Origin of the sequence: Parvibaculum sp. (genome assembly GCF_030694575.1) — a bacterium.
Lineage (GTDB): Bacteria > Pseudomonadota > Alphaproteobacteria > Parvibaculales > Parvibaculaceae > Parvibaculum.
On record NZ_JAUYUS010000016.1, the window covers coordinates 22,574 to 40,782 of the forward strand.

At 61.0% G+C, this 18,209-nt stretch carries 20 protein-coding genes; 15 read left to right on the forward strand and 5 right to left on the reverse strand.

Annotated features, from left to right (window positions below):
• Positions 1-69: 69 nt before the first annotated feature.
• From Q8S60_RS02760 to Q8S60_RS02800, 9 genes are all read left to right on the forward strand, one after another.
• Positions 70-4,458, forward strand: coding sequence for a helicase-related protein (locus Q8S60_RS02760; protein WP_305668324.1), 4,389 nt, complete (start codon positions 70-72; stop codon positions 4,456-4,458).
• A complete protein-coding gene (locus Q8S60_RS02765) occupies positions 4,455-4,691 on the forward strand; it encodes a hypothetical protein (RefSeq protein WP_305668325.1) in 237 nt (78 codons plus the stop codon). Before Q8S60_RS02760 ends, Q8S60_RS02765 begins: the two co-directional genes overlap by 4 nt.
• Positions 4,692-4,736: 45 nt before the next feature.
• Positions 4,737-5,621 (forward strand): hypothetical protein, encoded by an 885-nt coding sequence (locus tag Q8S60_RS02770; RefSeq protein WP_305668326.1) that lies wholly within the window; start codon positions 4,737-4,739, stop codon positions 5,619-5,621.
• Positions 5,618-6,229, forward strand: a complete 612-nt coding sequence (locus Q8S60_RS02775; protein WP_305668327.1) for a hypothetical protein — start codon at positions 5,618-5,620, stop codon at positions 6,227-6,229. Before Q8S60_RS02770 ends, Q8S60_RS02775 begins: the two co-directional genes overlap by 4 nt.
• Positions 6,230-6,306: 77 nt before the next feature.
• Positions 6,307-7,788 carry a hypothetical protein gene (locus Q8S60_RS02780; protein ID WP_305668328.1) on the forward strand — a complete coding sequence of 494 codons (1,482 nt, stop codon included), beginning with the start codon at positions 6,307-6,309 and terminating at the stop codon, positions 7,786-7,788.
• A gap of 77 nt (positions 7,789-7,865) precedes the next feature.
• A complete protein-coding gene (locus tag Q8S60_RS02785) occupies positions 7,866-8,369 on the forward strand; it encodes a hypothetical protein (RefSeq protein WP_305668329.1) in 504 nt (167 codons plus the stop codon).
• Between the two features lie 39 nt (positions 8,370-8,408).
• Positions 8,409-9,011, forward strand: coding sequence for a hypothetical protein (locus Q8S60_RS02790; protein ID WP_305668330.1), 603 nt, complete (start codon positions 8,409-8,411; stop codon positions 9,009-9,011).
• Between the two features lie 51 nt (positions 9,012-9,062).
• Positions 9,063-9,851 carry a hypothetical protein gene (locus tag Q8S60_RS02795; RefSeq protein ID WP_305668331.1) on the forward strand — a complete coding sequence of 263 codons (789 nt, stop codon included), beginning with the start codon at positions 9,063-9,065 and terminating at the stop codon, positions 9,849-9,851.
• Position 9,852: 1 nt separating this feature from the next.
• Positions 9,853-10,479, forward strand: coding sequence for a hypothetical protein (locus tag Q8S60_RS02800; RefSeq protein ID WP_305668332.1), 627 nt, complete (start codon positions 9,853-9,855; stop codon positions 10,477-10,479).
• On the opposite strand, the gene Q8S60_RS02805 is transcribed toward Q8S60_RS02800, so the two are convergent.
• The 5 genes from Q8S60_RS02805 to Q8S60_RS02825 all read right to left on the reverse strand — a co-directional run bounded on the left by Q8S60_RS02805 (position 10,476) and on the right by Q8S60_RS02825 (position 14,087).
• A complete protein-coding gene (locus tag Q8S60_RS02805; protein WP_305668333.1) occupies positions 10,476-11,174 on the reverse strand; it encodes a hypothetical protein in 699 nt (232 codons plus the stop codon). The two genes, Q8S60_RS02800 and Q8S60_RS02805, sit on opposite strands and share 4 nt — an antisense overlap.
• 126 nt (positions 11,175-11,300) lie before the next feature.
• Complete coding sequence (locus tag Q8S60_RS02810) at positions 11,301-11,816, reverse strand: hypothetical protein (RefSeq protein WP_305668334.1); 516 nt, start codon at positions 11,814-11,816, stop codon at positions 11,301-11,303.
• A complete protein-coding gene (locus tag Q8S60_RS02815; RefSeq protein ID WP_305668335.1) occupies positions 11,813-12,145 on the reverse strand; it encodes a hypothetical protein in 333 nt (110 codons plus the stop codon). Before Q8S60_RS02815 ends, Q8S60_RS02810 begins: the two co-directional genes overlap by 4 nt.
• The gene (locus tag Q8S60_RS02820) at positions 12,142-12,609 is read right to left on the reverse strand and encodes a dATP/dGTP diphosphohydrolase domain-containing protein (protein WP_305668336.1); all 468 of its coding nucleotides are present in this window, start codon (positions 12,607-12,609) and stop codon (positions 12,142-12,144) included. Before Q8S60_RS02820 ends, Q8S60_RS02815 begins: the two co-directional genes overlap by 4 nt.
• A complete protein-coding gene (locus Q8S60_RS02825; protein WP_305668337.1) occupies positions 12,606-14,087 on the reverse strand; it encodes a hypothetical protein in 1,482 nt (493 codons plus the stop codon). Before Q8S60_RS02825 ends, Q8S60_RS02820 begins: the two co-directional genes overlap by 4 nt.
• Before the next feature lie 202 nt (positions 14,088-14,289).
• Here Q8S60_RS02825 and Q8S60_RS02830 point away from each other — a divergent pair, with 202 nt between their 5' ends.
• From Q8S60_RS02830 to Q8S60_RS02855, 6 genes are read left to right on the forward strand one after another with little or no spacing between them, the layout of a single operon-like run.
• A complete protein-coding gene (locus Q8S60_RS02830) occupies positions 14,290-15,111 on the forward strand; it encodes a hypothetical protein (protein ID WP_305668338.1) in 822 nt (273 codons plus the stop codon).
• A gap of 12 nt (positions 15,112-15,123) precedes the next feature.
• Positions 15,124-15,354 (forward strand): hypothetical protein, encoded by a 231-nt coding sequence (locus Q8S60_RS02835; protein WP_305668339.1) that lies wholly within the window; start codon positions 15,124-15,126, stop codon positions 15,352-15,354.
• An 11-nt stretch (positions 15,355-15,365) separates the two neighbouring features.
• A complete protein-coding gene (locus Q8S60_RS02840) occupies positions 15,366-17,081 on the forward strand; it encodes a hypothetical protein (RefSeq protein ID WP_305668340.1) in 1,716 nt (571 codons plus the stop codon).
• Positions 17,082-17,104: 23 nt separating this feature from the next.
• On the forward strand, positions 17,105-17,530 hold the full coding sequence (locus Q8S60_RS02845) for a hypothetical protein (RefSeq protein WP_305668341.1): 426 nt from the start codon (positions 17,105-17,107) through the stop codon (positions 17,528-17,530).
• Positions 17,531-17,590: 60 nt separating this feature from the next.
• Complete coding sequence (locus tag Q8S60_RS02850; protein WP_305668342.1) at positions 17,591-17,995, forward strand: hypothetical protein; 405 nt, start codon at positions 17,591-17,593, stop codon at positions 17,993-17,995.
• 16 nt (positions 17,996-18,011) lie between these two features.
• Complete coding sequence (locus tag Q8S60_RS02855) at positions 18,012-18,182, forward strand: hypothetical protein (protein WP_305668343.1); 171 nt, start codon at positions 18,012-18,014, stop codon at positions 18,180-18,182.
• Positions 18,183-18,209: the final 27 nt, after the last annotated feature.

The window sequence follows — 18,209 nt, forward strand, 5'->3', positions numbered from 1 at the left end:
ACGGTCCACCCGAACGGCCCTGACGCGAAGGGCCAACCTGTCCTTGTGGCGCCTCAAAAGGACGGCTCAATGAAGGTCGTTGGTGGCGCAGGTGGCAAACTAAACCATCTCCGCCTGACCGGCGTTAAGCCACAATCTGAATACAAGGACGCGATTGCCGAGCGTGCGAAAGCGCGGCGCGAGGTGCAGAAGCATCAGCGTGCGCGTGACCGTGAACTTGGCCTGAAAGAGGCGAAAGCTGAGGCCCATGCCCGCATCAGCGAGCAGAAGCGCGATTCCGACCGCCTGTTCGTTGAAGGGGTCGCCGCGGCGATGGGCTGGGCGCCAGAAGACTACCGATTTGACTCTTCCAAGGTTGAGGGGCAGCCAGCCCACGTCGCCAACAAGCTCCGCCAAGCGCATGAACTTGAGATGGTCAAGCGCGCGGCGGCGGCCGTGAATCTGAACCGCGAGCGAATACTGGCCGATGCTGGCGCAAGAGCGGAGGTTGACCTTGGTGAAATCCCGTTCGATTCCGATGATGCGGACGAGCTGAGTGTCCAGGATATTGACCCTGTCCGTTCCTTGCCGTCCGGACTCGGGTTTTCGGCGGATTATCGCGAGCGGGCGGAACGCGCCGGTGCGACGGAGGAGGCTGTGTCGAGTGAGGCGGAAGCCTTCAAAAAGCCGCTTTCCGACGGTCAGCGCCGCGCGGCGATCGCGAACGGCGAGACTGCCAAGCTGGTGGGCGAAAGCCTGAACGTCCTTCGGGAGAAGGATGAGGCGGCGAAACTCGCGCCCAAGATCGTTGAGGCGAGGAAGGCGCTGGAGCTGATGAAGCTCGACAAGCGTCGCAAAATGGAGGAGCGCCAAGCGCGGGATGCCCGCAAAAAGATCAATGAGGCCACGACTGAGCCGAAGGCCTATGTGATCGATGTCGATGATGCTGCCGTCGACGCCAAGGTTTCTGAGGAAATGACAAACGATATGCGCACGATCGCTACGCGCGCATTCCTGTCCGAGGTCGCAAAGTCCTCGCCAAGTCCGACTGCCGATCTTCGGCGCGCGATAGGCGTTGGCGCTTACAATTCGGTGAATGCCCTGGCGCTCGCCGCCGGCGGCGCGGCTCTGGTTGACCGGAGCGTCGTTGACGTTCTCGGGGTGGCCGGCGCCGCCGAAGTCCTGTCCCGCCGCCTGCATACCGACCTCTCTCCTGAGGAGGCGGCGAGCGTTGCCGACGGCATGGAAGAGTTTCACCTTCATCATTATATGCAGGCTTCCGAGGAGGCGATTGCGCGCGCACGGGAACTCGGCGAGCAGGCGGCCGAGATTGAACTTGGGGAGGCCGAGAACGGCCATGACCTCGCTGTGCTTCAGGAAATCAACAAGCGCCGCATGGCGGCAATAGGTGAGTCCCAAAAGGTTCTCGGGCAAGCTCTGGGGGAGATGGAGGCGAACGCGGCGCTCGTCTACGCGATGAAGCGCGTCAAATCCGACAAGCCGTTTCAGGTATCCTTGGGCGGCGTCGCGGTTGAGGACGCAATTCGGCAGGTGCGGGCCATAGGCCTGCAGCGCGGCGACTACATGCTCGATACGGTGGCAGGCAACCGCGTTCTGACGGTGACGCCGGAAGGCCTCGACCGCCTTGCGGCTCCCGTGAACCGTGGCGATCTTGAGCAGGTGAGGCGGAACCTCGACATTATCAGTGGTGCGCATGACGAGGAGGGATGGATTCCGCTCGGTCTCTCTGATCGTCCTGACCTCGATATGGCAGCAAAGCCGGGAGTCGCGGCTCAGTTCGCAGAACCGTTTACGCCTGGCGACGATCTGCATTCCAGCATCCGTGACTATATCGGCGGGCGTGTCGCGGATGGTGACTCTCTGGCCGATGTGCTGGCCGATCTGCAATCCGCTGATTTCGTGCAGAAGGCGGGATGGGAGCGGGCCGACGAATACCGCAATGCGCTCGATGTAATTGCTCCTCTTCAGGACGAAAACGGGAAGATGCGGCCGGCGGAGTCGCTGCGTCCGGAATTCGAGAAGATGGCCGACGAATTCGTCGAGTCACGATACGGAGCATCCAGGACTCCTCTCCACCGCCAGACATTCGAAATTAACGACACGTCTGTCGACGCGCTCCACCGCGCTCTCGCGGAGGAGCCGGCCGGCGTTGCGGCCTACAAGCAAATCGGCGAGATGACGCCTCAGGACCAAGGCGCTCTTCGGGAATATTTTGCCAAGCACGTGGCGCGCGAGACGGAAGAGGCCGGCGCTCTGCGTCACGAACTCGACCGCCATGTCGCGGGTGAGCCGGAGCGCGAGGCAACCGACATGTTCGGAGACACGGTCCCAAACCCGGAATGGGGAGAGTGGCGGCGGCGCCAAGACGAAATGGCGACCAAGGTGAACGCCGGGTCCATTACGTGGTCGAAGTATGTCGAGTCGATGCGAGGGCCTGAGAACGCCTATGCTGCGATGCAGGACGTCGTTCGGTCGAGCATAAGTAAGCATTTTGTCGAGGCCTACAACACGCTCAAGCCGGATGCCGCCTTGAGCCTCGGCCGAACGACTGTCCGCAACAATCTGAACCATCTCGACGCCGTCGATCCGAAGGCGCGCGATGCGCGTCTGGCGAAGGAGCGGGCGATGGTCGACTCTCTTCGCGAGCGCGCCGGCGGCCGGTATGCGGCGGGTAGCGTGCGCGACAAGCTGGATTCGGCGCGGACGCAGCAAGCCGGCTTCGAAGCGTCTCAAATGGGGTTCTTTGCCGATCAATCGGAGCCGGAGGCGCGTGCCCTTGCGGCCGATGAGCGCTACACGGTCGGCCACGAGGCGGAGCGCCGTATTGCCGAGATGATGCCTCAAATTGGTCACAACTTCCGTCCCGGCCAGCCTGTGAAGCTGTTTCGTCCGACCATGAGCGGCGGCAAGAATTGGGCGCGCCAGCGCGCGATCAAGCTGATCGAGGCGAACAAGCGCACGATCCTCTCCTTTGGCACGGGCGGCGGCAAGACACTGATTTCTCTCGCCGGCTTCACCAACCTTCATCAGAAGGGCAAGGCGAGCCGCGGCCTCTTTCTTGTGCCGTCTATCGTGCAGGGGCAGTTCAACGGCGAGGCGCTGCGCTTCCTGAAGCCAGGTACATTCAAGTGGCATGCGAAGCCGGGTGCGTCGCGCGATGAGCGCATTGCTGCATACAAGGATCCGACCAACCATTTCGCGGTGATGACTCACCAGTCGTTCCGAGACGACATGCTCCACCTTGGGGCCGGGCACGCCGGCGTTGCACCGGCGGTCATGTCGGCGACGGTTGACGGCATGACCCGCGCGGAACGCAAGGAATGGATGCGCGGAGTGATGCGCCGCGAGGGCATAAATTTCGACTATCTGACGGTTGACGAAGGCCACAACACGTTGAACAGGCAGGGAAAAGAGAATTCCTCCCTCGCGAACGTGGTCGACGCGATGTCAGACAATTCCAATTATTACGTGAGCGCGTCGGCGGATCCGGTGAAGAACGACGTTTCGGAGGCGTTCTCCATGCTCCAGAAGATGGACCCCGACCGCTATACGGACCAGGACGCGTTCATGCGGCGCTATGGCCCGGACACTCTGGCGGCGAAGGACGGGCTGCGGCGCGAATTGGCGCGCTTCCAATATCCGTCGAAGATCGACCCGGACATCACCGCGACGAAAACCGAGCGTCGTGTCGAGCTGAATGCCGATCAAAAGCAGAGATTGGCGTCGCTCGACGAAAATCTCTCCAAGGTACGTCTGGCGCGCATGCGCGGCGACGTCGACATTGAGGCGATGCGCGCGATCTCTCCGCAATCCTTCGCCGGCGTCGACGCCGGACAGGTTGAGGCGGTAGCGCGGGAACTTCAGAAGAATGTCGGGATCATGAAGGATACCGCCGTGCGCGGCATTCTGAATGGCGGGGCGAAGGTGGATGAGGTGGCAAAGGTGGCCGCCGAGCGCCGTGGAAAGCCCGGCGTGGTGTTTGCCCACTCTCTGAAGGCAGTCGAGTCGATTGCGGCCCGGCTGAAAGAGGATGGATACCGCGTCGTTTCCCTCACGGGCAAGGACTCTGCCAAAGCGAAGGCTGAGAAGCGTCGGATGTTCAATCCAGACGTCGGCGAGGCTGAGGCCGATATTCTCGTTTCGTCCGACGCCGGGGCGACGGGGATGAACGTGCAACGCGGCCAGTGGCTTGTCCAGGTCGACACGCCGGACACTGCAAAGACGCATGCCCAGCGCGCCGGCCGCGTAAACCGCATCGGCCAGAAGAACGATGTCGATCTGATCGACTTGGTCGCCGATCATCCGGACGAGACGCGGGCTCGGGAAAGGCTGACGACGAAGTATGGCCTTCGCGACGCTCTGACCACGCCGATGGAATCCCTCGATGACACTGGACTTGCCTATTTCCTGCGGAAGCGGGCTGTCTCGACCGAGCAAGGCTCTGGAGTAAACCAATGACGCCCGACGATCTCCGTTCTTCTCTCTCTGCGCTTGCCGGTGCTGGCGTAAAGGCGGCCCGCGCCGGCGAGTCCATCTCCAATGCGGCGGCGGAGCGGCACGGCGCGGTCATGGCGCGCATGTCGGAATTGAGCCCGGACACATTGTCTGATCCGGCTGCGGCGGAGGAGTATTCGACGCTCGTCCGCGAGCGCGGGCAGCTTGATGTTGTGCTCGGACAGGAACGCTCCTGACGTTCCGACTACCTCTCCAAGAAGTCGTGACAATAGCCTTAGGGCATGAACGACGCCGAACTCATCAGCGCTTGCCCCGACTACATCAGCGTCGCGGGCATCTTCAAGGCCACCCCGGTAACCGAGGGTGACACGCGCTATGTCTACATGGAGGCAAGCTCCGAGGGCCGCGACCAGCAGGGCGAGGTTATCGTCGCCAAGGCGCTCTCTGAGTCGAGCGACTTCTTCCTTCGCTACGGCAACGTCGACATCGACCATTACACCAAGATCGGCCCGCGCCTCGGAATTCAGGATTCCTCAAGCTACGAAATTGGCCTTCCGAAGGAAGTGCGCCGCGATGGTTCCCAGACCTTTGTGAAGGCTGAAATCTATCAGGGCAATGGCCCTGCGGCGATGAAGGCCAACCAGTTCTGGTCAAGCCTTGTCGATCTCAAGCCGGCTGCCCGCTGGTATCCCAGCGTTGGCGGATCGGCGCTTGAAAAAGCGATTGAGGTCGATGCTGACGGAATCCGCAAGGCGGTCATCAAAAAGCTTCGCTGGTTCAACATTGGCATGAGCAAGACGCCGGTTAACCAGCATGTCGGCACGTGTGCTGCGGTTCCGATCGGTGCCTTTAACAAATGTCTGCTTAACGGCGGCCTCGACGTCGCCAAGGCGCTGGAGGCCGGCTACGGCACCGACTCGGCTGCGCTGACTGGCGGTGGCGCGCTTCGAAAGCAGTCGCTGGAGGGCAAGCCGTCCAACTATTTCGATTTCAGAAACAAGATCGCCGCCGCGATGCGCTCTGGCGCCGCCGGCAAGAACCCAGGTTCCGATGACCTGGTCAGGTACGCCTCGGAGACCTACGGCATGTCGCCTGATGAGTCTTCCGAACACGTAGAGCGCTTCATGCGCGATTTACAAACCGGACTGAAGAGGAAAGCGTCATGAGCGGCGAAACCCCGAACGAATTCGACAAGCTTCTTGCTGAAATCGGCGATGTGCAGAAAGCACTTCCGACCGATGACGACACGAAGGCCGACGACAAGAAGATCGAAGAGGCGGCCATCGATGGCGGCGAGAAGAAAGACGGTGCGGACGCTGCGGCGGTCGAAGTCGAGAAGAAGGGCGACGAAGTGTCGAAGTCCTTCGAGGTGACGCTGGATGACGGGACGAAGGTTCCGGCGATCGACGCCACTGCCATTCTCAAGGCGCTCAATGATCGCGTCGAAAAGAACGAGTCCGTCGTTCTGACGGCGCTGACGCAGACGCTCGACATCGTCAAGTCGCTTTCGGCCCAGGTCGCGAAGCTTTCCGACGCAGGCAAGGGCCGCAAGGCCGTCCTGACGGTTCACGAGAAGACGGCGGCTGGCTCGGAAATCAACAAGAGCGCTGTCGAGCAGCCCACCACGATGAGCGCCGACGAATTCATGGGCAAGGCGCTTCTGGCTCAGTCCGAAGGAAAGGTTACCGGCCACGAAATCGCCGTTGCCGAATCCCTTCTGAACCGCGGCCAGCCGCTCCCCGAAGCGACGATCAAGAAGGTTCTCGGCCTCTAACAAGGCCGGTCACGAAACGTAGTCACCACGGTCCCGAGCGAGAAGCCGGTCACTGTAACTGAGAAGGGCAATTTGCCATGGAAATCAAACTTCCCGAACTTGCGGCCGGCCGTTCTTCGACGGGCGAAATGGGCATGGAGGCGGTCCAGGAGCTTCAGAAGGCTCTGACCGCCGGGTACGGCACCGACGTTGCCTCCCTGACGGGCGGCGGTGCGCTGCGTATCCAGTCGCTGGAGCGCACTCTGCTCTCCACGATTCAGGAGAACAAGCACTTCAAGCTGTTCAACCAGTTTGCCAAGACGAGTGCGACGGCGACGGTCGATGAATGGACCGAGCAGAGCGGCGTCGGCGGCTTCATGGGCGGCTCGACGAACTCGGAAACCGGCGTCATCAACGATGCCACGGGCAGCTACGCCCGTCGCACCGGCCAGGTCAAATACCTCATGACCCGTCGTGAGGTGTCTTTCGTCACGACCCTGCAGAACTCGCAGGTTGAGGCGGAAGCGACCGAGCAGCAGAATGGCGCTCTCCAGCTCCTCACGGACGCCGAATTCCTTTCGTTCGAGGGCGACTCCGCTGTCGTTCCGACCGAATTCGACGGCATCTATGCACAGCTTGCGGCCGGTATCGCCGCAGGCCAGGTCGATCAGGACAACATCCTCGATGCTCGCGGGCAGTCCCTGAACTCGATCGGTCTGATCAACAAGGCTGCCGCCGGCATCAGCCGCTACGGCAACTTCGGTACGCCGACGCATATGTTCCACTCGCAGCTCGTGCAGGCCGACTTCGACACCGGTCTCGATCCCGCCTTCCGCGTGTCGCTGTCCAAGACGGGGCAGGACATCATGGTTGGCGCTCCGGTGGTCGGCGTCCGCACGTCCCACGGCAACATCGCGACCGAACCGGATGTCTTCATCCGCGAGGATCTGATGCTGCAGCCGTTCGAAGTGCGTTACCCGGCGATCGCCGCTGCCAATGCGTTCGTCCCCGCGTCCGTCACTCCCGGCTCGCCGGCGACTGACCTCGTGAACTCTCAGTTCTCGACCGCTCAGGCCGGCAACTATTACTACCTCGTGTCCGGTGTGAACGCGAAGGGCGAGTCGATGGGTGTCGTGTCGGCCCAGGTCGCGATCGGGCCGAACCAGAAGGTCGCTCTCACGATTGCCCGCTCGGTTGCTGCAACCGAAACCGGCTACGTGATCTACCGTTCGCGTCAGAACGGCCTCGGCGTCGTCGCCGGCAGTGTGGTCGGAGAAGGTTCCGACTTCCGGCAGGTCGCGCGCATCCCGATTGCGGGTGCCACCACGGTCTGGACGGACACGAATGCCGACATCCCCGGCACGACGAAGTCGTACATCCTCAACATGACGCCTTCGGCGATGGCGATCACGTGGCGGCAGCTTCTCCCGATGCTGAAGTTCCCGCTCTATCCGACGCAGTCGGCGGTGATCCCGTGGGCCCAGCTCCTGTTCGGTTACCTCCGGATTGGCAAGCGGAAGCACCACGTCGTCATCAAGAACATTCTGCCGAACGGCAACGTCTGGCGGCCGTTCGTCTAACTCCATCCATCGGACGATGCAGGAATAGCCGGGGTCTTTTGACCCCGGCGATTTCCCAAGAAAGAAGGAATACTGACGTGAAACTTTTCAATGTGCTCTGCAGGCTCCCGAACGCCTCGACGCTGATCAACGGTGTCGCATTCGAGAAGCTTGAAAGCGAAAACGGCTCCATCATCACCGCAGAACCGGTCGATGAAGCTGTGGCTGCGATGTTCGGGACCATCCCCGGATACGAGATTTCCGAAGTTCTGCCCACGTCGCCTGCGCCTGCTCCCAGCAAGATGAAGGCGGAAGGTCACAAGCCGAGCGAGGCTCCGATTCCGGATGAGGCGCCGACTGCGGTCGCGCCCACGTCGACCGACGCTCCTGTGGAGACTGCCTCCGCTGAATCCGCGCCCGTCGCGCCCACTGAAGCATCTGAGTCGGCTGCAGCCGCCACCGCCACCGCCACCGAATCCGAGCCTGCGGCGCCGGTTGCTCCTGCTGGAACCGAAGAGAAGTCCGCGGATGCGAAGCCGCGCAACAAGCCCGGCCCGAAGCCAAAACCCAAAACAACGGAACCGCAGGCACCTGCGTTCTAGCGTCCGCCTCCGTTTCTGCAACATCGAAGGAACCATGCCATGTCCGCCGGAAACTCCGTCGCCCAACTTCAGGACCATCTCAACCGCTCCATGCCGGCATCGTTCCGCGTCAAGCTCGGCGATCTGCTCGTATTGCTGATCGCTTTCGCAAACGCGATTCTGGCCGACGTGACAGCGCTTCGCACGCGGGTCAACACCTCCATGCTCACCAAGGCCGGCCTCGCGATCAAAACGGGCGGCTCCCCCACGGTTCGGTATGCCAACCCGATCGCGGCGCTCTGCAACGGTGTTCCGGTACGAAAGGCGGCGGGCGATATGGCTGCCTTGGTTGGTACGCTCGCGACGGCAAAAAGCGCCGCTTGGGCGTTCTATATCGATGCGGCCGGCACCCTCACCACGAGCGCGAAAACCGCCGATGCGGATACCCATGACGCGGCCTTGGCGCTTCTTGTCGCGCCGCCGGACAATAAAGCGATGGTCGGTTTTGTCGTCGTCGACAATGCTACCGGCTCCGGCTTCGTCGGCGGCACCACGGCGCTCGACACTGGCTCCCTGACGGTCACCTATTACGACACGATGGGTGTTGCGCCGTTCGCGGCCGCCCTCACTGCGGACGCTCTCGGCGATCTCGCTTCACGTTAATGGATATGGCGGCGGCTTCGGCCGCTGCCATTCACATCTGGAGGTTCCGCGGTGAGTCTGTTCACGAACGCCGACGTCGCAGCCTTCCGGGCGGATCGTCTCGCCTCGATCATCTCGACATACTTTCCCAGCGTCACGTGGAGCGATGCGTATCTCCTGCAGCAAATTCAGGCTGCCGAGAAGGACGTTTCGCGCAAGCTAAAAGTGAAACTTGAGCCGACTGCGGTCTTTCCATATCCGCCGTCGGATGAGGAAATCGCGGCCCTCGACGGTAAGCCTTATCTCGATGAGCCGGGATATGACTATGATCCTGAATTCTTCCGCGCGGAGCGCTGGGGGTACATCGTAACGCGTCACAAGCCGATCATCTCTGTTGAGGAGGTCAGGCTTGCATATCCTTCGCCATCCCAGACAGTTTACCGGATACCTGACGATTGGCTGCGGCTCGACCGCAAGTACGGACAAATCCGGATGGTGCCGGCATCAAGCGCGTTCGTCGCGCCGCTCGGTGCATTCATCATGCAGGCGCTTGGCGGTGGGCACACGATTCCATCCATGATCCAGGTCAAATATACGGTCGGCCTGGAGAATGCGGTTACTGAATGGCCCGACCTGATCGACGTCATCATGAAGTCGGCCGTACTCCGCCTGATCAAGGGTGGGTTCTTTCCGGGGTCGGAATCAATTTCCGCCGATGGGCTGACGCAGTCGAGAACGGTGAAGATTGAGGATTTCGAGAAGCCGATCGAGGAAGCGCTGTTCGGCCCGAAGGGAAGCAACGGCGGTCTTTGGACGGCGATTCATGGCATCCCAATGGGCATCGTTGGCGTGGTGGTGTGACGTGCAGCTCTCTCCTGGCGCATTCAATGCTTTCCTCGGCGGTGTCGGACAGGACTTCCAGTGGCGGCGTGCGGCCGCGTGTCCCTGCATAAGTCCAGCCTCCGGCGCCGCAACCCCGAACTGTCCGTTCTGCTCGGGCAAGGGCGTGACATGGGCGGCCGAAGTGCCCGGCAAGGCCGCCATGCAGCAACAGTCTCCGCGCAAGCAATTTGCGATGTTCGGGGTTTTTGAGCCCGGCGACGCAACGCTGACTATCCCATCAAATTCGGTTCTCTACGGCGCCGGCCAGTTCGATCGCTTCAGGGCCCTGAACTCCACGAATCCGTTCTCGTCTTCCATGATCCGTGGCGATAACGACAAGCTTCTGGGGTCGATCCAAAGCATCTCGCGGGTGTTCTGGATCGCCGGCAGTGCCATCGTTGAGGGCGGTATTCCAACCGTCGGCGCCGACGGCGCGCTCACGTGGACAACGGGCGAGCCGCCGGCGGGGGCCGCGTATTCCATCTCCGGCATCAAGTACGATGAATTCTTCGTCTACTTGTCGTTGCCGAGCGATCGCAACGCGCACGCCGGCGCGGCGCTTCCGAGAAAATTACTGGCAAGAAAATTCGATTTGTTCGGCCGTTAGGAGCCTGACAAATCCTGCTGAACGGCCGCGCCGAATATCTTCTCGGCGTCGACCTTGAGAACGTCCACGACTCCCTTGACGAGGTTGAGCCCTGGCTTCGCTGCAACGATCCATCCGGGTTGCCCCTCGGCCATGACGCGGAACGTCATGTAGGTTGACGACTTCGCGCCTTTCGTGCCGGTGTCGAAGCGCACCATGCCGGCGAAGGGGTCTGATTTATGGCTGGCCTTCATCTTTGGCGCGAGGCCGGCGGGCAAGCGCCCTCCCCACTGATACTTTCTCGCCCGAACGAGATATTGCTGTTTGGTCCTGATGTCTAAAGCGCCAGTTCCGGACACGCGCCGGCCGTGGCCTGTGATCTTGCTCGGCGAAAGGGTGCGGGCTTCCGCGTGAACGCCGGCCGGCATGGCGGAGGCATGGGCGGAGTGACCTGGCGTGTTGTGCCTGATGGGGATGATGAGGTATCGGCGGCCGGCCTTTGACGTCCTGACCTTCATGCTCGTGTCGAGCATCCGCTTCAGGTCGCGCGGCGGCCGCCCGTGCTCGATGTCCTCGACGTATTTATAGTCGGAAGAGATAATGCCTGCGAACTGTCCGTCGAAACTGTAGGAGATGGTGGCGGCATATGCGCGCCGCTCCCCCTCCCAAAGAGGCGCCCGCAATACTGCCTCGCGCCAGCGCTCCGCGCCGGCCATTGTCACCCTCTCGACGGCGGCGGACAGATTGTCGAATACGCCGGCTCGCGCTACGGCTGAAATCTTCAGGACGTCGGAAAGGTCGATGGATATGTCGAAGGACGAGGCCATGTACCGACCATACCGTCACTTCCGGGAGCGCCGTGTCGGTTCCTTCAGTTCCATCGACTGGACGGGTAGGGCGGAATAGAGGTCGTATTTGCAGGATACCCGGACTGCCTCAATGGCGGACGCGCCGGCGGACATGGCTCCGATTGCGAGTTCCCACCCGGATCCCGTCGCGCAGAACGGCGTCCTGATCTCGCTGATGCCACCATCCCATTCGTCGCTGTTCTGGCGCTCGACGCACTCGATGCGGATATTGAAGACTTCGCCTGTCTTGAACACCATGATGCCGGCGAAGTCGGTTTTGGTTGAGGCAAGTTCTTCGCGGCTCGGGAGCGACTTTGGGGAGCGCGCCTTGCCGAGAAGTGCCATGACGAGGCGGCTGTCGTCGTCGCCGGCGGTGCCGAGAAGCGCACCGTTTGGGAGTCGGAACACCTTCTGACAGTCCGTGAGGTGCAGGCCATTGTCCGAGCATCTGCTGTCCGACGCCATGATGCCGCCGCCGCCTGGGTGCGCCCTGTAGGCGATGGTGGTCATTTCTGTGTTTCTCCAAGGATGCTGCGAAATTCGACCGTCTTACCTGCCGCTTCTGCCGCGGCAATGCCGTATTTCATACCGGTGCTGATGCCCCTGTCGGTGTAAACGACGGTTCCCTCTGAGACGCTGCGCCACGAGAGGCCGGCATCTATTCCCCACTGGCGCTCCTCCTCAACCTCGTCCCGGAGAATTCCTGGCTGGGTGTAGAGGAGGTGGGATGCGATCGGCGCCTCGCCGCGCGATAGGCTGTCTCTGACGCAGGCGCGCGCGTACTCGACATTCGCCTCGATGTCGCCGGCGTAAGGGCTTTCGAGTATCACCAGCTTCACGGCTTTCTTCCTTCTGTGACGGGCGTCGAATAGACAACCGGGGTGGTTTTCCCGATCGGGCGATCGTCGTCCATATTGCCCATGCCCTCGCAGTCGATGAGGATCGCGCAGGACGCCATGATATGGGCGAGGTGGTTTTCACCGGACTTTCGGTCGGCTGATCCGCTCGTGAACCATTCTTCGAGATGGCGCTTGATGGCGTCGTAGTAGACGGTCGCTGTGACGCCGGCGTCGCCCCAATTGAAGGCTCCGTATTCGAGCGCACCGCCTGGATGCTCTGCGTCTGGAACTCCCTGCATCACGCGGCCAAGCGCCGCGAGCGCCACCGGCGGAACGTGGCGGAATGGCTGTTTGAGCCGGCCAATAGCATGCTTTGGGTTGTTAATGACGGGGCTCCCTCCGTTAAGGATCACCTCGATCGGTTCCGACGTCTGCATCAATTCCTCTTCTTCGAGCGTCGTCATGCCCGGTATTCTCCGCCGATGATGTTGAAAAGGGAGCGCTTGCCGTTGGCGTATTGGGCGCCGTGGGTCTGAAGCCAGTTCGACGGCCCGCCGGTGTATTCGAGCTTCAGGAACGTGCTTGTTCCGACCTGCCAGCAACCGTCGGTGATGCCGGGTCCGTGACCGTGGGCGATGAACGACTTCACGCCGATCGTGGAAAGGGATTTGCGCGAGCCGCGCGTGCCGTTTGTGCCCTGATCGCCATGCATCGAAAATTCGACGCCGCGGACGGAGTAGGGATTGCCGCGCTTCAGGTAGATGCAGCGGCGCGGGTGCTTCAGGAGCTTCCTCGCCCAATAATGGAATGGGTCGATCATGCTGGAGCCGTTCGGCGTCATTTTGATCGATCGCACGACGGCCAGTGCGGTCTCCAGGTAGGTTTCGGCGTTGGTCGGGTCGAGCCGCCAGTCGGCGTCTGAAATCCATCTGGTGAGGGCTTCGACGTGGTTTGACGGCACCAGCACAACCTTCGTCGCCGGCGGAATGTTGTCGTCGATGAACCGGCATGCCCGCTCGATCTCTGCGGAGACGATGTCCATAGAGGAGGCCCGTTTGGCGATGTTCACGAAGGGGTTCTTGGCGTGGTGATGGTTCCGGGAATAGAAGTCGATGAGGTCATGCAGGATGACGCGCTTCGGCCTCAGGGTGGCGAAGAGCGATTTGGAGCCTCCGAAGGTCGCCTTGACCACGGCCGGGTCGACGAAGTCGACGTGGATGTCGCCCATGACAAGGGCCTCGGCCGGCGCGGCCTTACGGACGGCGTCCTTGGTGTATTCCCGGTCGAGGTCGATGAAAGAGCCGTCGGCGCACGCGCAAAGCTGCCGAAGATGGAAAACCTTGCCCTTCACCTCGACGACGGCGGCAGCGTAGGAATGGTGAAATTCGCCCTTCTTGCCGGCCTTGCTGTCAGTGTAGTTCGGCTTTGTGACTGCGCCGGTAGTCGTCATGATCTTGGGCAGTTTGTGGCTTGGCGTCGCCACTGTCTTCAGTTCCAGCCTGGGGTGGCCGACGATGCCGCTGCGGTGCCCGGTCATGCTGTCGAGACCTGACAGAGGCGTTACGGCCGTCGGCTGCACCTTGACGTCGGCCATGACCACGAGATTGTCATTCAGGTTGAACCGGCCATCATAGAGGTAGGGAACGACGGCCTCGTCCCACCATTCGTGATCCTCGTTATTCGCCGTCCACTGCGACGTGGGGTTCTTGTAGCGGTATGGGATGACGATGAGGGCTGCGTCGTTAACCTTGCAATATCTCAGGAGCGCGTCGAGAAACGGCTTGAAGATCGGCGTTGCGTTCTGGGCAGCGGTGATGACGAAGCGCTTCTTATCGGGAAGCTGGGATTTGAATTCGACGGCGGGCGTCTCGGGGGCGGTCGGGTTGGTGGTGCGGTGTCCGCAGTCGTAGCATTGCCAGCGCTGTCGACCACTTTCCCCCATTCTTCCCCCTTTAATGAGCCTCTGACCGCTGCATTTCGGGCATGCCCGCTTCGTCTCGTCCTCTGATAACTGTCTCGTCGCCATGAATGCTCTGTGGTGGGAGGAGCGCGTTCGTCCCCACAAAGCCTCCCCTCACGACTTCCGGGACGGAAACATCATTTCTCGGCTCACTGAAAAAAAGTCGTGACGCAATCATCGCTGGATGATCGCTTTCATCGCGCCACTTCCGATTGGCAACGCCATCCGGGTACTTCTTTCCCCCCCCTCCGGGGCGGAGAAAATGCGGCTGCTTCGGAAGACGGCGGATAATTTTACCGGCCATGACGACGCGGATGCGGCGGTGGTTTACGAGGGGATGAATTCGAGCGCCCTCGACACAACCGCTCTGATTAATGGCGCGGCGTATTTCTACAAGGTTTACGATTTCGATGGCGCCGTCTGGTCGACGTCCCCGTCAGTCCCCGCCACGCCTGATACCGACTACGGAATTTTCGGGGCTGACGTTCTCACGCTGGTCCGTGATCGCCTGTTTCTCGGCCTGAAGGCGGCCGTCGCGGCTGGTGTGGTCTCACATAAGAACGGCTCAGTTCCGTGCCTCACGGCGCCGCCGCTCTATGAGAACACCGTATGGCCTGTGGTGTCTCTGCACCTCAATAACGACGCTCCGGAAGTTCGCGGCATCGGCGAACTGATCCAATCCGACGTCATCAACGACGATGACGGTATAGACGAATCCGAAGGCTGGATTTCGCGTGTCAGCCTTCAGATTGTCGTGTGGGCGCTCAATCCAGACGAACGCATCGCGCTGCGGAAAGCCGTCAAGTCCGTGATCATCGGCAACCTGCCTGTGTTCGATGACGCCGGCGTCGTGAACGTCGAGATGTCGCAAAGCGATGTCGATGACTTCGAGTCCTACAGCGCGCCCGTCTACCAGACCATTTCGAGCTTCACATGTCTCGCCCCGTCGGTCGTTCAGTCGAGCGTCGACGTGATCGGCGATGTCACCCTCACACAAGCTGCTTAGAGAGAACAAGTAATGGCGAAGAATCAGGGAAATACCGCGCCGGCCACCGTGGAGACACCGGCGTCGGCGCCCGAGACGTTTCCGAAGACGGTCGATGAGTTTTGCGCGGAGCTGTCTGTGTCGGAAAAGCGCGTCGAGCTGATCTACGCCTTCAGCCAGGACGAGAAGAATAACGGCCGTGTGAAAGACATGGCCGAAAATTATCGAAGCCGCTTCGAGGCCTTCGCCACGAAACCAGTTTAAGGGACAACGCGATGTCATTTTTCTATAACGGAAGGCTCTGGACGTCTCCTGCGGTGATGAGCCGCGTGGACGATTCGGCGATGTACAATCCGAACCTCAACGTCGGCAACGTGCTGGCGGTTATCGGAACGTCAACCGGCGGCGAGCCAAACAAGGCTGTTCCTTTCGGTAGCGCCGCGGAAGCGGCGGCCTATTTCAAGAGCGGCGAACTCGTGGACGGCATCGCGCATGCCTTCGACCCGTCTTCCGAGACGGCCGGTCCCGCAACGGTCATCGGCGTGCGCGTCAATCCGGCTGTGCGCTCAACCCTCTCGCTCCTCAATGCGTCCGCTGCGGCGGTTATTGCGCTGACGTCGTCCGACTACGGTCTCTACACCGGCCAAATCAAGGTGAAGATCGAATCCGGTGCCGTCGCGGGCAAGAAGCTGACCACGCAGTTTCAGAACGACGTCTACACGCAGGACAATGTTCATCGGAACGCTCTTTCCGTCGCGTATTCCGGCGCCGAAGAGACCGGCGTGATTACGATTTCGAACGGTTCGTTCGTTCTCCAGGCGCCCGCCGGCACCACGGTTGCGACCATTGCGCTGGCAACCTACCCGACCATTCAGGAACTCGTTGACCGTATCAACTCGGTCGCCGACTTCTCGGCTTCTGTGCTCGACGGAAATGGAGCGAAGCCGGCCCTCAACGGACTCGATAGCGTGACCGCGCAGGACGTCAAGACTGCCGCGTACACGGTGAAGGCCGATCTGCAGGCCATTGTCGACTGGTTCAACGGCATCGGCTCGCCGATTGTTTCGGCAACCCGCGAGGCTGGGGCCGGCATCGTCCCTGCGAATATCCCGTTCACCTATCTGTCGGGCGGTTCGAACGGAACTGTCACAAACGCTGAGTGGAGCAATGCCTTCACTGCGTTGCAGAGCGTTGACGTTCAGTGGGTTGCTCCGGTCTCTGCCGACGCATCGATCCACGCAATGGCGGATGCGCACTGCTCGTTCATGTCCAATGTCGGTCGTATGGAGCGCCGTTCTATCTGCGGCACGGCGCTTACGACGTCGGACGCAAACGCGATTATCGCTGCAAAGGCGCTGAACAGCGACCGCACCTCGCTCGTTCATCTCGGCTTCTACGACTACGACACCAGCGGCGCACTCGTCCTGTACCCGCCCTACATTCTGGCGGCTCTGATTGCTGGCGCCTTCTCCGGCGTCAACCCCGGCACGGCGCTCACTAACAAGTCGCTCAAGGTGCGTGGCCTCGAACGTGATCTCAAGGATCCGACCGACACCGATCCGCTGATCAACGGCGGCGTACTGTGCGTGAAGAACACGCGCACCGGATACCGTGTCGTGCAGAGCATTTCGACCTGGCTCATCAGCGACAACTTCAACCGCGTTGAAGTCTCGGTTGGCGTGGCTCTCGATTTCACGGCACGCAACGTGCGCCAGGCTGTCGAGGGGCTGAAGGGCGCGAAGGGAACGCCTGTTTCGATCGCTCTCGCGGCCTCGAAGGTCGAGACAACGCTTCGCGAACTGTCGAAGCCCGAGCCGGTCGGCCCCGGCGTTCTCGCCGGCGATGCTGAGAACCCGCCGTACAAGGGCATCAGCGTGCAGTTGGAGGGCGATGTTCTCGCAATCCAGTTCCAGTGCTCGCCCGTCATCCCGATCAACTACATCCCCGTCACCATCTACGCCGTGCCGTATTCCGGCTCGGCGTCGGCATAACGCCGGACTTGAGGAGATAGAGCATGCCCACACAGAACCTTAAAGTCCGGAGCGGCAATAGGCTTGTTGTCCATCTCGACGGCAAGCAGGTCGGCCTCCTGCAGAACGTCCGGATGAACGATGACTACGGCCCGGAGCCGGCGAGCGGCATTGGCGACATCCATGTGCAGGAATACGTTCCTTCGATGGCACGCCACACCATCTCCGTCTCGGCGATGGTGCTGAATGTCGGGTCGCTTCGCGAGGCCAACATCGCCGTCGAGAATGGCGATGGCGCACTTCAGGGACTCGTGTTCGATATTGTTCTGCAGTCGAAAGACGACGGAACAGTGCTTCGCAAGTACATCGGCTGCTCATATGCGAGCGGTGACGTCGACGTGAGCAAGCATTCGATCGTCATGAATTCCGGGCAGTTCAACTGCCTCGACGTGACCGGAACCGGTCTCTGACCTTCCATTGGGGCGCCTCTCTATGGCGCCCCAATCACTTCCAGCGCATGAGGGCGAAAAATGGCGCGTCTACCAAGTCAAAATGATTTTGTTGTTACGGTCGATGGGATTGGCGTCTTCACCTTTGCAAAAAAGGGAATGCGTGACCAGTTTGCGATCGAGGCTGAGTATTCTCGCCTGACCGAAGGTGTTGAGACGGTCACGGATTTCCTCTGGAGCGCGGCGAATTCGTTCGCGAACCTGAAGGTTCTGACCGTCAGCGCGCCGGATGGGTGGAACCTCGAAGGTCTCGATCCGGACGATTCAAATGATTGGGAGAGGTTGACAAAGGTGTGGAGCGCGCTGCGCGATAAGCAGTTGTCGTTTCGCAAAGCAGCTCAAGAGGGAGGGGAAAAGCCGGGGGCGAGACCTCCAAAAGACGATGGAGTTCTGGTTCCGAAAGAAGTTCAACCTGGCTCCGACTGACCCTCGATTCCTCGACATGACGACTGAGCAGCTAGTCGTCGAGTTCTGGGCTTGGTCATACGACGCAAACCCGAACATCTCCGAGGAATACGAAGACGAGGATTTCGACATTGAGGAGGTAAAGCGGAGGATGGAGGAGAATCCGGACGATTGGTCGGACGTTCCCGCTGCTGACCAAGAGTCGTGACTTGAGAATTACGTCGATCACCCGGAG